Source organism: Mesorhizobium sp. P2_E9, assembly GCF_056403815.1.
The window spans coordinates 11,592-25,923 of the sequence record NZ_JBFUET010000012.1; the positions used below are offsets into that span (position 1 = coordinate 11,592).

Below are 14,332 nucleotides of genomic sequence, written 5' to 3' on the forward strand. Positions count from 1 at the left end.
ACAGCGTCAATCGGATTGGCGAGCTGCCGACAGGGTGCCATTTACAGCAGATACGTCCGCATTACGGGCCACAATTAATTCTCAGACGATCTGATGCGCGCGCACGATGGTCCCACCAGCGCCCAGACGGCATCTACAACCTCCACCAGCGACAGGCCGTCGTGGTCGATTGACTGTGCGTAGGCATGCCATTGGCGCTGCTTGGTCGCATCGTCCAGCAATGTCGTTGAAAGACCAGGTGGCCTACCGTCAGGAATGTCAGTATGTCGCCGCTCGAAAGTCGCTCGGATAGCAGCATCCAGATCCGTATCTGCGAGAGGGACTGCCTTGGGGATCGCCCACAGATCGTAATAATCTTTCATGCGACCGTTGGCGACGCCCAGCGCGACCATGGCCTGAAATTTTTCAGCGATAACTGTTGCCGGGGGATAGGTCCGTATCTGCGGCGTCTCCATGCCAAGCAACGATGGATAGGCGAGCGGTTGCGCCGCTGCCGCCAGAGCGTCGCCAAACCCTATGTCGATCGTAACTGGGATCCTGGACCGCTCCAAGAAGGCCGTCGTGCGTAGGCGCACCCCGCCATATTCCATCTCTTCGCGGATCGTAGTTGCAGTCAGGCCTTGGGTATCGAATACAAGTCCATCGTCGGTAGCGATTGCCATGATTTCGGTAAATGTAGCTCTGAGCTTTTCCGGGTTTGCGTCGCCATGCCCAAGAAAGTCAGCGTCTCGCGTCTCGCGATTGCCACCGTCGATCCATAGGGTAACGAGCATCCCTCCCTTCAGAATGAAACGATCGCGCTGGTCCGACACAGACAGGCGGTAGAGCAGCCGTTCCAGCGCGTAGCGCACCAGCACGACCTCATAGATCCGGCCTTCCTTGCGCGCGAGGTTCAGCAACCGCTGCTTGATCGAGGCAGCCTGATTTGTCGTACCTTTAGCCATTCGAGGTCAGAGCCTCGAGATAGGGGCGCATGATCTTCCAGGAGTCGCCTGCGATTGCCGCCTCCGCGATAGTACCAGGTGTGGCCTTGCGCTGGTCGAGGGCAGCTCGCAGCCCCTCCACTGCAACCGAGCGGTCGACCAGCTTGCGGTTGCGGAAGATATCGGCGAGCGTCTTCGGGACCGAGAAGATCGGAACGTCGACTCCCGAAATTCGATGATGCTCGATTCCCTGGTCCATGTACCTGTCACGAAGTTCGACGATGCGGATCGGCGGATATGAAGGAACCGGTGCCCAGTCCCTCGCGCTGATTGCGACCCATATCTTGCGAGGCATCTGGTCGGTCAGCCCGTGAAAGGCGAGCGCCGAAACCATGGCAATGACGCCTTTGGGGACCCTCTTTGCAGCTTCTGCGAGCGCCTGCTCGGTTTCGACTTCACTGTCGGCGCGTTGATAGAGGCCGCGGGAGATGCGGATGAGTTGGCCATTGTGGACAGCGCGCGAGATCGTCTCGGGCGCAATCCCGGCCTTGCGGAGTTCATATGCGCGCATGATTGGCTGGGTGTCCAGGAGGGCAGCCAGTTGTTGGCGTTGGGTTGTTTGAGTCCGGTCCATGACGTGACAAATCCTGGGTCTCGTTTCGATCATACCCAGGATATGTCACATTGTCGCTCCGTGACAAATCCTGGGTCTCATTTAAATCATACCCAGGATTTGTCACAATCCCAATGTCTGGCCCTTGGCTTTCTCAACTCGCCGCTCCAGTCACAATGACGCTCTCCTGGTCAGCGGAGAATCGACACGTGGGCGTACAACATCGCTTTCGAAATCACCGCTTTCCGACCATACCCAGGCCAGCACCCGTTTTACCGTCTCATTGAGATACGCTGCCCGAAGCCCACATTCCCAGACGATAGCGACGCGCCAGCCTTCCGCATGCAAGGCATCGACCACCTCGCAGTCTCGGGTCATGTTTCGATCGAACTTCGCAGCCCAGAATTCCGGCCTGGACGCTGGTGTGCTGCACCAGTGACAACCCGCGTGACGATGCCAGAAGCATCCGTGAACGAGGATTACCGCCCGTCGCGAAGACAGAACCATATCCGGTCGCCCAGGCAAATGTGCCCCGTGCAATCGATATCGCAGGCCAGACCGATGCAGCGCCTTACGCAATGCCATTTCCGGCCTCGTGTTCTTCCCTCGAATGCCGGACATCATCCGAGAACGGGTCGCCTGATCAACTACATCTGCCATCGATCCAAGCCTGTCATTTCTCTGCAGAGCTGGTATTAATCAGACCTTTGCTCCCGGGGTCGAAAGAGCGTGATTCTTGCCAACATATGCAGTTGTTGACATATTTGCAGGTCCTGGAGGACTGGCCGAGGGATTTTCGAGCGTTTCCGGCGCCGATGGGAAATGCGCGTTCAAGATCGCTCTGTCGATCGAGAAGGACAAGGCGGCGCACTCGACCCTGCACCTGCGAAGCTTCCTGCGCCAGTTTGGCAATTCCCTTCCTGAAAGTTACTACAATCTGATCAATGAGGGGGGCGAAGTACCCGACTGGTCCAAACAGCACCCAAAGGAATGGGCAGCGGCGGAAGAGGAGGCCTGGCAACTCGAGCTTGGCAAGGAGGATCCCGAGGGGCGACTGAACGCTCGACTCGACGCCATCCGGGCCGAAAGTGGCGGCAATGTCATCCTCATAGGCGGCCCGCCCTGCCAAGCATATTCGCTCGTTGGCCGTGCTCGCAACCAGGGCAAGGAAGGGTATGTGGCCAGCGAGGATGAAAAGCACTTCCTGTACAGGGAATATATCCGCATCCTCGATCGACTCCGGCCCGCGGCCTTTGTCATGGAAAACGTCAAGGGCATGCTGTCTTCGTCGGTCGATGGCGAGAATCGGATTTTCGATCAGGTACTTCGTGACCTGCGTGGAGACCGGCCGCATGGAGAGCCATACCGGCTGATTGCACTGGATCCGCGTAGCCGAGGACAACTCGGCTTTGGCAGGTTTGAACCACGCGCCACTGATTTCATAGTTCGTGCCGAGGATTTCGGAATTCCTCAAGCACGCCATCGAGTGATCGTCGTCGGCCTCAGGTCCGACCTGGCTGCGGACTTGCCTGATTCCGCCCTCGCCGACCTGATGGTCCGCCATAGCCTGACTGCAACCGTCGGCAATGTACTGGATGGGATGCCGAAGCTGCGCAGCGGTCTCAGCCGTGGCGTCGACAGCCGGGAGGAGTGGAAACAGATGGTCAGCATCGCCATGGCCTTTGTCGCCGACGTGGACACCGGTCTCGCGGATGATCTGCAAGCAGCATTTGCGCAGACGGCTCATCGGTATCATACGACCTTCGAGAGCCTGAACGACATACCTGGCCGTGAGGCGCGGGGCGTCGGCATCTCGCCAGACTGTCCAGCCGACCTTCGTGACTGGCTGATCGATCCCAAGCTGGAGACACTGCCAAATCATGCGACTCGTAGCCATATGGCGAGCGATCTTGCCCGTTACTTCTTTGCAGCGGTCTTCGCCGAAGTCGTCGGCCGCTCGCCGAAGGCGTCGGATTTTCCGGAGGAGCTGGCACCGGAGCACGAGAACTGGAACTCGGGCAAGTTTGCCGATCGCTTCCGGGTGCAACTCTCCAAGGCTCCCTCAACGACCGTCACGAGTCATATCTCCAAGGATGGACACTACTTTATCCATCCTGACCCAATGCAATGTCGCAGCCTTTCGGTACGCGAGGCGGCGCGTCTTCAGACCTTCCCCGACAACTATCTCTTCCAAGGCAATCGTACCCAGCAATATACCCAGGTTGGCAATGCGGTGCCGCCTCTCCTCGCCCGCTGGATCGGTGAAGCTCTTTTCGTGATTCTGACTGCCGAGAGAAGCGATGCAACAGAAAACGAAATGAAGCTGTCGCAAGTTGCCTGACCAGGCTGGTTGGAAAGACTCACGCTGATATTCGCGTACGGTTCTAGTGGCGAAGTCGTTCGCGTTTTTTTCATTTCAGCTTGCAGCAGATGGCCTGCGGCGTACAAAGTCCATTCGGGGCGATGAGTCTATTCACAGCGGGGCGGGTGATGTCGGTATCAGCGACACAAATGGATGCGTTTGTCAGGCAGTTGCGCGCGCGCCTGTCATCGGCTGACGGCCTGGACGACGCGGCTCGCCTCGTCCGGCAGGACCTCGAACCGTTCCTTGGCCGCTTCTCGGACGAGACCGAGCAGGATTTTGCTGCCGCTATCGAAAAGGTTCGCGGATCCATTCGACCCGTCGAAATTCTCAGGGTGAATTCGATCTTCCGAATCCGCCAGGACTGGTATCATGGGCCGGCGGAAACTGATCGTCACTGGCCCGCGTTGCGGGCGTATCTCGTCGATTCCAAGGGCTGGTCCGCAGACACTGTCGATGACCGCATCGGCAAGGCCTCCGACGAGATCGTCTCGCTGCTTGAGAATCCCTCGAAGGAGAGCTTTGCATGTCGTGGTCTGGTCGTTGGACACGTGCAGTCCGGCAAGACCGCCAACATGACCGCCGTCATCGCAAAGGCTGTCGACGCCGGCTACAATCTGGTGATCATTCTGGCTGGCCTCACGAACAAGCTTCGCAAGCAGACCCAGGGGCGCATGCAGAAGGATCTGGTCGATCGGCTGAGAGACCAGTGGCAGCTCCAGACTCGGGAAGACGAGCAGGGCGATTTCAGGATGCCGCCCAATGGCGGCTTTCCGATGCCCGTGGATGGGGCGGCGCAGCTCGCAGTCGTGAAGAAGAATGTTGCTCCGCTCGGACAGCTGCTTCTCACACTGGAGCGCACTCTGCCCGCGATTCTGCGCCGTCTCAAGGTGCTTGTCATCGATGATGAATGCGACCAGGCGAGTGTGAACACGGCCTCGGGCGAGTACGACATGACGCGTATAAACGAGAGGATCCGCCTCATCCTCAAGAAGATCCCGGCAAATTCCTACGTAGGATATACCGCCACGCCGTTCGCCAACGTGCTCATCAACCCCTTCCCCGCTGGGGGAAGGGAACTCGACGACCTCTACCCGAAGGACTTCATAACCGCCTTGCCGACGCCGGATGGTTATTTCGGGACCGAGCGTCTGTTCGGCCGCCCGCCCGTCGACGCGGATTCCCCGCAGCCGGAAGAAGAGGGGCTCGACATGATCCGGGAGATCCCGGAGGACGACATCGCGTTCCTTCAGCCTCCGAGCCGGGCAGAAAAGGATCATTTTCAGCCACGCATGACGGAATCGCTCGAAGATGCGGTCCTGTATTTCCTGGCGTCTTGCGCAGCGCGACGGTTCCGAGGCGATGCGGACAGCCACATGTCGATGCTGATCCACACATCAGCGTATGTGATCATGCATGAGCGGCTGGCCACTCTGGTGAAGGCATGGCTCGAGGTTATCGCCGACCAGATCACGGACCCCGGATCTGCTCTTGGGACAAGGATGCTTGGTCTCTGGGAGGCCGAGCAGCAGCGCGTGCCCGACGACCTCTGCGCCCTGCCCTACGTCACCGGACATCAGCTGATGCCATTCATGGCGGCGGTCCTCGAGGCGCTGGAAGTTCCTGTCGAGAACGGCACCAGCGACGATCGGATCAACTATGACGGTTCTCCGAGGACATACATCGTGATCGGTGGCTCCATCCTCGCTCGCGGCCTGACGATCGAGGGCCTGTGCGTGAGCTACTTTCTGCGCACATCCAGCCAGTACGATACGCTGCTGCAGATGGGACGGTGGTTCGGCTATCGGCCCGGATACGAAGACATGCCGCGCATCTGGATGACCGATTCGCTCAGCACGGCGTTCCGTTCGCTCGCTCTCATCGAGGCCGAGATCAGGGGGGACGTGGCGGAGTATGCGGTCCGCAAGACGACTCCGATGGAATTCGCGGTCAGGGTGAGGTCGATCCCGGGGATGGCGATCACTGCCGCAAGCAAGATGAGAGCGGCCATCCTCACCGACGTGAGCTATGCCGGCAAGCACGTGCAGACAATCCGCTTCGATCATCGCAGGCCTGAGATCGTCAGGGGAAACTGGACCGCCGCCGCCCACCTGATGACACAGGCGACCGACCTCGGGTTACGCGACCGGGAATCGGCGCGCATCCTGTTTCGCGGTGTGCCCGGGCGCCTGATAGTGCAGTTTCTTCGGGCATACTCTGTGCAGGCGTCCCACAGGGAGCTCTCAGCCGAGTTCCTGCTGGGATACATCGAGGCATCTGGCGACAGCGCGCGGACATGGAACGTCGGAGTCGTGGAACCGAAAAGCGGGGAACCGTCGGCAGCACCGATGGGCGAACTTGGCTCGGTACGACTTTCGACAAGAACGCGACTGGAGCGGCCGGATGATTTCGCCGACATCAAGGCGCTGATGTCGCGAAGGGACGTCCTCTTCGACTGTACTGGCGGAGACGCCGCGGCAGAGACAGATTGGACCAGGCTGAAGGCCGTGCGCGCCGGCGTCGTCGGCAACGTGCCACTCCTGCTTCTCTATCCGATCGACAGGAATTCGACGCCGAGAAGGCCGTCGGGCCAGCGCGTCGGCCTCGAAGCCGTCGGGGATCTGGTCGGCTTCGGGATTGTCTTTCCCGGGTCGGCAGACGGGTCAGGCGGATATTACAGTGTGAGACTGGAACCACCATCGGCAGACGATCTCGAAGACATCGAGGACGAGATCGCAGAACAGCTCGAGGCCGGTCGTGTCCACTGAGCCATCGCTCGAAGAGTGGTCCATGCTGCGCCGTGGTGGTCACGCATCGAGCGAGCTCGGGATTCCAAGCGTGGATACGGGAATCGAGACTGGCTTCGGAAGCGTTCGCCTTGCGCTAGGCAATGCGGGCGAGCTGCGCGTGCTCCTCCCGATAAGACACAGCGAACGGATCGCGCAGGTTCCGAGCAGTCCGTCGCTTGGGATCGGCATCGCGACTTACTCTCTGAATGATGTCTCGGTACGCTACCTTGACATTGTCTGCCTGGCAGCCGGGCTGGACGGGGTCTTTGCGGATGTCAGCGCAGAGATGATGAAGCGTATCAGGGCTGGCTCGTCTCCAGTCGACGCCTGCGCGTCGACCCTCGACGACTTCAGATCGCTGCTCGCCGATCCGGCTTCTGGAGTAACTACCCAGGAAGTGAGGGGTCTCGTCGGCGAGCTCCTGATGCTCCGGCGGATGCTTCGGCTTGATGCGCGCGCTTGGCGGCTCTGGCGCGGCCCCATGATGGAACGTCATGATTTTCGCGCCGGCAGCCTCGCGCTCGAGGTCAAGACCTCCGCGAGAGTGACTGGCCTTTCGGTCAAGATTTCCTCGGTCGATCAGCTGCTCGCTCCAACGGGAGGCGTGCTGCATCTCGTGCTCTATCAGCTCGAGCAGTCGACGGGCGGCGACCTTTCGGTGTCGACACTGGCAGCAGAAGCCATGACAGCGGCATCGGACTCCCTTGCGGTCCGGAATCTTCTTGCGGCTGTCGGCTGCGCTGATCCGAACGCCCCGGTATGGAACATGGTGAACTTTCGTCTTGAGGGCGAGCACCACTATGTTGTCGCCGGCGACTTCCCCAGGATTACCCCGGAGAGCTTCGCGACCGGGGCCCTGCCCACGGGCATTTCCAGCCTTTCCTACTCAATCGACCTTGTCGCGGCCGAGTCCAGCCGTCTGGCTGCCGTTCGTGCCGACGCTCATGTCAGCGAGATGATCGCATGCCTCGACCACCCCTGACATTGCACTCCGAGGCCTACTCGGCTTCCGGCAACCTGGCCGCCGACGGCTATCTGAAGCTGCTCGGTGCGCCCTCGATCGATCTTGTCCAGACGGTGGTGAGAGAGGCCGTGCAGAACAGCTGCGATGCAGCCCTGTCCGACGGCGGAGCCGAGGTCCATTTTCGGTTGCGCACGCTTGATCCGCAACAGGCCGCGGTTCTGCGTGTCGAGATACTGAGCCAGCGACCGCTCGACGGCAAGGCGGCGGGCAGCCTCGACGATTTCCTGCATTCCGAAAGCCTGCGCGTGCTCGAGATCTGTGACTTCGGCACAGCCGGTCTCGCCGGACCGACCAGAGCTGACCTGGCGTCTGATGACGGGCCAACCGACTTTGTCGATTTCCTGAGGAACGTGGGTTCACGCCGCAACACCGTGCACGGCGGCGGCACATACGGCTATGGCAAGACCTCCCTCTATCTGGCGAGCCGCTGTTCGACGATCGTGATCGACAGTCAGACCTCCTTTGCAGGCGATCCGGTCCGCCGCCTCATCGCTGCCCAGCTTGGATCAGCATTTGACGCGGACGACCCGCACGGAGTGAGACGAAGGTTCACCGGGAGGCACTGGTGGGGTGTTCCTGCAGACGGCGAGGAGTACGTCGACCCGATCGAAGGCCAGGAGGCTGCGGACCTTGCCGACGCGATCGGCTTTCCGGGGCGCGACGCTACCCGATCAGGCACCTCGATCATGATTCTTGACCCTGCGTTTGTCGGCACCGATGGCGAGCATGCGATGAGCCTCGTGCAGGAGGCACTGCTCTGGTTCTTCTGGCCCCGGCTCATTGAGGACACGCCCGAGACGCGGACGATGCACTTCCGCGTTTTCATCGACGATACGGAATATCCGCTGCCGCGGCCTGAGGACTTTCCTCCGCTGGATCTCTACGCGCGTGCAATGAAGGCCTTGCGGACCGATCCGGCGAGTGGCGAGGAGATACGCTCCTTTCGGCCGAACAGGATGCTTGGTCGCTTGAGCATGGTTCGAGGGCTCCGGGCAGATCGAATCTCGCCAGCAGATCGTGAGGGTAGCCTGTTCCCGGAGCGATCCGCCGCGATCGCCGTGATGCGGCCTGTGGAACTGGTGGTTCGCTACTACGAAGGTCCGCAGCTTCCCGATGATCGATTCGAGTGGGCTGGTATCTTTGTCGCTTCAGATGAGCAGATCGTCGAGGCTGCCTTCGCAGAAGCAGAGCCGCCCGCCCACGATGATTGGCAGTTCGAGGCGCTCGCCGACAAGGAGGCGCGCAGTATCGTGCGGATCGCCGTCCGCCGCATCAAGGTTGCCGCGGCAGAATATGCAAATCCGCCGGCGGCGCCGCCGATCGCCGGCGATACTGGACCGTCGCTTGCGACGGTCGCCGGCCTGTTTGGAAGGGTACTCGAGGGTGAAGGCGAAGGCGCAGGTCCTCGAGCTCCCGGGGGCGGTGGTGGCGGTGCAGGCCGTGGTGGCAGCGGCGTCACTCGGCCCTTGTTCCTGAGACTGGAGGAAGGCCAGGACGGGCCTGTCGCGGTTTTCGAAATGGTCGTGAGGGGCGACGGCGCGGCAAGTTCGCTGCTTCTTGAACCTGCACTTGTGATGGACGGCGGCACCGCAGCCGAAGCGCCGTCGACCGTCAAACCTCGTGTGCTCGACGCTCGCGATGAGCTCGGAGAATCGCTCGGCAGCGGGACGCGGATCGAGATCGGTGATCGAGTCGGAAGGTTCGAGGTGGCTGTTGCGATGCCGTCCGATTGCGCCGTGACGCTCGGTGCGCGACTGTCCGCGGCAGTCGACGCATGAGCCGTATCGCCTTTCCATTCCTGACTCTGGGCTCCGACGCCGTGCATGCCGGCCCATGGGTACTTGTCGAGAACGATCGTGAAGTCGTCATAGAAGATCCCTGGATTGCGGACTGGGACAGCGGACGCGACGTGACCCTCAGGCGCCGGATTGCTGTCGATCTTGATATCGCCGCCTCACAGCTGCGGATCGACATCGCGCAGCTCGCCCTGGTGCTGTTGATGCGCGTCGGCACGGGTGCGGGCAACATGCCCCGAACGATCATTACAGCGACGCGTCGCGAAATTCGCGCTGGAGAAATTCTTCTCGAGGAGCGAGTGGCGGGACACAGCCTTTCCCAGCGCCTTCTTGCCGAGACAATGATCCTCCTCGGCCACCCCGGTTCAGGCGCCCACACGCTGTCTCCGTCGCGACCCGCATCGAAGCTCTGGTCTGACCGGATCGATCTGCGTCTCGAGGGCGAGGAGCCCAGATTCCCGATGGAATCGCTGAGTTTCTCTCGCCGCTTCGCCGGAAGGCCGGAAGCCTATGCGCCATGGTATCTGCACTGGGCTCCAGGCAACCTCCACCGGGACTTCGGCGGAGCTGTTCGACTTTTCCTCAACAGCGATCGCCCCGACTTCACCGAGCGTCTTCTGGCCGGCGATCGGGCCACCCTCCAGGTGGTGCTTGCCGATGTCATGACGCAGATCATCGCGACATCGCTGCGACAGTCCGATTTCGAGCAAGCGGTCGCAGAGAGCGACTCCAACTCCATAGCAGGCAGAGTCGAGTTCTGGATCCGCCTGGCCTTTCCCGGCCAGGACATCCAGACGATTCGGAGCATGCTCGATCTAAGACCATCCTCGTTCCATGCAGCGGTTCTCGCCGCTGCGGACGTCGCGACGGAGGAGGCTCGCGCATGAGCGTGGCACTACTGCCTAGACTCGACCGCATCGCAGTCGACGCGTGCCTTTCGTCTACAGCGGGTCTCATGGTGACCGTCGATGCTGGCCTGGATTCTACCCATTTTCCTGTCGAGGCAACTTATGCTGCGAGCGGTGGAAGCCCGGTGCCCGACGAGTTCCTCCGGACACTCCGATCGGCTCTGCTCGAGATCGGCCATGCCTGCGGATTTCCGGACCGAGGCAGCGCCATCGAGCGAGCTCGGTTCGACGAACTTGCATCCATCCACCTTGCACAGGTGCCTGAGTTTGAAAGCGGCGAAGCACTGCGGGATGACGTGTGGGCGTTCCTCGCGACGGTAGTTCTGCCTGATCTTGCGGCATGGCGATTCGCCGGAAGGCCGGCCGAGCGATTTCAGGGAGGCATCCGCAATGCATTCCAGAGACTGTGGATGAGAGGGCGAATACTCGACAGAGGTCCTCGGACCGGCCGCCGCTGGGAGCTGCTGGCAGAGCTCACGGAAGATGCTCTTGTCCAGATCACCGAGCGCCCATCCATCGGAAGTGACGCGCGACTTGCGCGCGGGTTCGCCGAGGCCTGGGTCAGGGCGGCAGGTCGGCTCGGCCGTCCGGCTATGGAAGATGTGACGCGGGAAGCTATTGTCCGGCTGAGACTGCGGGATCAGATCCAGGTCCTCTCGGAGATTGAGGATTCCGAGCTGGGGACCGTCATGGATTCTTTCTTCACCGGAGAGAGTACACCGCCAACGCCTGCCAGACCCGGTTGGGTTGGCCGCCTCCTCGGTCGGACCTAATCCGCAATTGACCGCCGATCGTGGTGCTCGCCTAAGCCTGAACGCCTCCCAAACCGGTCAACCGCGTGTGCTAGCTGGGACAAACCACCCTTCCTGCCGCTATGAGGCGAGCAGTGTATCAACTTCCTCGCGGACGACCGCCGGCGAGACGGGCTCTAGCTGCTCGTCGAGCGGTGTGCACGCCCAGTCGAAGATAGTGTGAAGACGGCCCCTGCCTTTTGACAGCCCCGACACACAGGCAAGATAGGAACGTGTCATCTGCATCTGTGTACGGTAGCCAAGCAGCACCGTATCGCCGGGCCTGCACTTTGCCCCAGGCTCGAGCACAGCATGATAGTCGATCACCTGCCTTATTTCGTGGAGATATTCGACGCCATTGCCTCTCGCCTCTTCCCATGTCGAACCTACCAAAGCGCCCGGCGATCCGGCCATATGCATATCGTGATAGACGCCACCCCCATAAGCGTAAGCCCGATTACCGACGTGATGCGAGACCTCGCTCACGTAGACATAGGCTGGCCGTTCAGGGAGATCATCGCGCCAGGCGTGATTTGGAGTGGTGCCGGAGACGCCATTTCCTGGCTCGACGTGGGTCGCGCCATGACCGGCAAGGACGGACATTGTGTCGGACGCTGTATTACCTGGTGTATTGATCTGCCGAACCTCGATGCCCATGCCGCGGAGCGTCTCGGCGGCGCGCAGGATTGTGTACAGGTTTGGCGTGGGCTCGGCTTTTTCACCGCGGTTGGGGTTGTACCGGATGCAGGGGAAGGCAGTGACGCCGGCCAGCCGGACGTTTCCGAGCTTGCCGATCGCACCGGCAACCTGCGCCACTTCATGCTCCTGGAACCCACCTTCCTGCCCGTCAAAAAAAATGTCGCCGGGCGCGCTGACGCGGATCAGCAGATCCTGGACCACACCCTGGTCGGCCGCTGCCTCGTCGATCCACCTGGCATGCTCGATATTATAGACAGTGATGACCTCGGGGCGCATCGCAACGGCGGTTGGCACCTGATGGCGCGGGATCTGATTGAGATGGCCCATATGGCCAACCGGGATTCCGAAGCGGCGGGCCATCAGCGCGCAATTGATGTCGACGGCTACCACGCCACCAAGACCGGCCGCCTGCGCCACCTTCGTGACGAAGGGGTTGCGGGCGAACTGCTTGGTCATGACATACGTCCTGAGCCCCAGGCCCTCAGCTGTGGAACTCAGGATCCGCGCATTCTCGGCTATTGCGTCGAGGTCGATGACGAAGGTGTTGGCGGGTATGCGGCCGGCCTGATGCAGATCGACTGCGGTCTTCAGGAGTCCCGGATTGCGGTCTATGAGTCGTTGCATGAACATGAAAATTTCACCTTCGTGAGGTTCTTCTTGAAGCGTCGGTCGAACGTACTGGCCGCGCCTCTCAGGAAGAGATCAGGCCAGTGATCATGGACACGATCTCGTTGTTTGTGGTCTCGCTGGTGCGCTTCACACCCACCTGAACGCCGCGGCGCAGCACGCATATGCGGTCGGCCAGCCGGAATACCTGATCGAGATTGTGGCTGACGATCAGGATTGCCCGGTCGTCAGCCTTGAGCGTCCTGATACTGTTTTCCACCCTTGCGGTTTCTGCCACGCCGAGTGCGGCCGTCGGTTCGTCCATCAGGATGAGCTTGCCTGCTCCGTGCGTAGCGCGGGCGATCGCGACGCCCTGACGCTGGCCGCCGGAAAGCTCGCGTATCCTGGCCCGGGCCGACGGTATCCGCACGTCGAGCGCCCGCACCAGTTCTTCGGTCTCGCTGATCATCGCCTTCCGGTCCAGGCGGCGCAGCAGACCCTTTACCTTCTCGCGACCCAGAAACATGTTCATGTAGACGGGCTGGCTGTCGGCAAGTGCAAGGTCCTGGTAAACGACCTGTATGCCTCGATCCTGAGACTGCCGGGGATTGGCAAAATGAACCTCTTCTCCACCCAGGACAATCTGGCCTGAGGTTGCCGGGAAGACGCCAGCGATGATCTTGACCAGCGTTGATTTGCCGGCGCCATTGTCACCCACCAGCGCAACTATTTCGCCTGGCATGATCTCGAGATTGAGGGCCTGGATGGCGGTGATTCCGCCAAATGCCTTGTGGATCTCACGCAGCGCCAGAATCGGGGTTTGGCTGTCGCCCATGGTGGTTCCTTCACTCATCATTGCGTCTGCTGGCATGAGATCACCGGTTTGGATCGCGAAGTGTCAGTGCAACAGCACCCAGGATGATCAGGCCACGAATTATCATCTGCTGTGAAACGTCGAGCCCCATGAGGATCAGGCCGTTGTTGAGCATGCCCATCATCAGGGACCCGATCAGCGCACCGAGCACGGTGCCAACACCTCCATTGAGACGCGTGCCTCCGACAATCACCGCTGCGATTACGGTGAGGAGATCGAGCTCGCCAAAGGTATAGCGCGCGGCACTGAGCCGACCAGCATAGAGCAGGCCTGCCAATGCCGCACATGTGGCGCTGAGCACGAGGACTGAAAACCGGACATGTGGAACCCTGATGCCGGTTGCACGCGCTGCTGCCGGATTGTCTCCTACTGCATGGACATGGGCGCCAAAACGGGTGCTGCGAAACACATAATGGCCCACCGCTACGGCTCCGGCGGTCCAGAAGACCAGGGATGGGATGCCAAAAAGGCTGCCGGAGCCGAAAAGGCCGGTAAACGTGGGATCGGAGACCGGAATCGAGCGAAGATCGGTGAGCCAGCGCGCCGTGCCGGCGAACAGACCCATGTTCGCCAGGGTGACCAGGAAGGACGGCAGTTTCAGATAGGCGACCAGCGCTCCGTTGAGGATGCCGATGGCAACCCCGACGGAAAGGCCGGCGAGCACCGCAAGGGGCCAAGGATATGCCTGCATGAGGACTGCTGCGACCAGCGCCGCATTGGCAACGACCGAGCCGATAGATAGGTCGATCTCGCCTGCTGTGAACACGAACACAGTTGCCACGGCCATCACGGTGATGGGCGCAGTCTGTTGGACGATGTTGAGGAGGTTGCGCGGCGTCAGGAAGCCCACGTCGCGCAAGATGACGGCAAAAATGATGAAAATCACAAGGAAGCCGACGTAGACAATATAGCTGACCGGCTCGATCGACTTCATTCTGGCAGTAAAC

General features: G+C 60.9%; 12 protein-coding genes. 6 read left to right on the plus strand and 6 right to left on the minus strand.

Translation table 11 applies throughout. The annotated features are described in order from the left end of the window. Nucleotides 1-74 precede the first annotated feature (74 nt). The 3 genes from AC1D05_RS21625 to AC1D05_RS21635 all read right to left on the minus strand — a co-directional run bounded on the left by AC1D05_RS21625 (nucleotide 75) and on the right by AC1D05_RS21635 (nucleotide 2,196). Entirely contained in the window at nucleotides 75-944 is an 870-nt protein-coding gene (locus AC1D05_RS21625; RefSeq protein ID WP_477443806.1) for a nucleotidyl transferase AbiEii/AbiGii toxin family protein, read from the minus strand. After that, entirely contained in the window at nucleotides 937-1,557 is a 621-nt protein-coding gene (locus AC1D05_RS21630; RefSeq protein ID WP_023828052.1) for a type IV toxin-antitoxin system AbiEi family antitoxin domain-containing protein, read from the minus strand. Before AC1D05_RS21630 ends, AC1D05_RS21625 begins: the two co-directional genes overlap by 8 nt. 150 nt (nucleotides 1,558-1,707) lie before the next feature. Continuing rightward, nucleotides 1,708-2,196 carry a very short patch repair endonuclease gene (locus AC1D05_RS21635; RefSeq protein WP_477443807.1) on the minus strand — a complete coding sequence of 163 codons (489 nt, stop codon included), beginning with the start codon at nucleotides 2,194-2,196 and terminating at the stop codon, nucleotides 1,708-1,710. A gap of 76 nt (nucleotides 2,197-2,272) precedes the next feature. Between AC1D05_RS21635 and AC1D05_RS21640 the strand changes: the two genes are divergently transcribed. The 6 genes from AC1D05_RS21640 to AC1D05_RS21665 all read left to right on the plus strand — a co-directional run bounded on the left by AC1D05_RS21640 (nucleotide 2,273) and on the right by AC1D05_RS21665 (nucleotide 11,188). Next, nucleotides 2,273-3,877 (plus strand): DNA cytosine methyltransferase, encoded by a 1,605-nt coding sequence (locus AC1D05_RS21640; protein WP_477443808.1) that lies wholly within the window; start codon nucleotides 2,273-2,275, stop codon nucleotides 3,875-3,877. A gap of 170 nt (nucleotides 3,878-4,047) precedes the next feature. Then, complete coding sequence (locus AC1D05_RS21645) at nucleotides 4,048-6,666, plus strand: Z1 domain-containing protein (RefSeq protein WP_477443809.1); 2,619 nt, start codon at nucleotides 4,048-4,050, stop codon at nucleotides 6,664-6,666. Nucleotides 6,667-6,688: 22 nt separating this feature from the next. After that, nucleotides 6,689-7,669 carry a PD-(D/E)XK motif protein gene (locus AC1D05_RS21650; protein ID WP_477443810.1) on the plus strand — a complete coding sequence of 327 codons (981 nt, stop codon included), beginning with the start codon at nucleotides 6,689-6,691 and terminating at the stop codon, nucleotides 7,667-7,669. Further along, a complete protein-coding gene (locus AC1D05_RS21655; protein WP_477443811.1) occupies nucleotides 7,651-9,489 on the plus strand; it encodes a hypothetical protein in 1,839 nt (612 codons plus the stop codon). The genes AC1D05_RS21650 and AC1D05_RS21655 overlap by 19 nt, the downstream gene beginning before the upstream one ends. Continuing rightward, the gene (locus AC1D05_RS21660; protein WP_477443812.1) at nucleotides 9,486-10,394 is read left to right on the plus strand and encodes a hypothetical protein; all 909 of its coding nucleotides are present in this window, start codon (nucleotides 9,486-9,488) and stop codon (nucleotides 10,392-10,394) included. The genes AC1D05_RS21655 and AC1D05_RS21660 overlap by 4 nt, the downstream gene beginning before the upstream one ends. Then, nucleotides 10,391-11,188 carry a DUF6339 family protein gene (locus AC1D05_RS21665; protein WP_477443813.1) on the plus strand — a complete coding sequence of 266 codons (798 nt, stop codon included), beginning with the start codon at nucleotides 10,391-10,393 and terminating at the stop codon, nucleotides 11,186-11,188. Before AC1D05_RS21660 ends, AC1D05_RS21665 begins: the two co-directional genes overlap by 4 nt. 99 nt (nucleotides 11,189-11,287) lie before the next feature. Here the strand turns inward: AC1D05_RS21665 and AC1D05_RS21670 are convergent, their stop codons facing one another. The 3 genes from AC1D05_RS21670 to AC1D05_RS21680 form a co-directional block, all read right to left on the minus strand. Then, a complete protein-coding gene (locus AC1D05_RS21670) occupies nucleotides 11,288-12,535 on the minus strand; it encodes an alanine racemase (RefSeq protein ID WP_477443814.1) in 1,248 nt (415 codons plus the stop codon). Between the two features lie 61 nt (nucleotides 12,536-12,596). Beyond that, the gene (locus AC1D05_RS21675) at nucleotides 12,597-13,346 is read right to left on the minus strand and encodes an ATP-binding cassette domain-containing protein (RefSeq protein ID WP_477443815.1); all 750 of its coding nucleotides are present in this window, start codon (nucleotides 13,344-13,346) and stop codon (nucleotides 12,597-12,599) included. Between the two features lie 40 nt (nucleotides 13,347-13,386). Next, nucleotides 13,387-14,319, minus strand: coding sequence for an ABC transporter permease (locus tag AC1D05_RS21680; RefSeq protein ID WP_477443816.1), 933 nt, complete (start codon nucleotides 14,317-14,319; stop codon nucleotides 13,387-13,389). Between the last annotated feature and the right edge of the window lie 13 nt (nucleotides 14,320-14,332).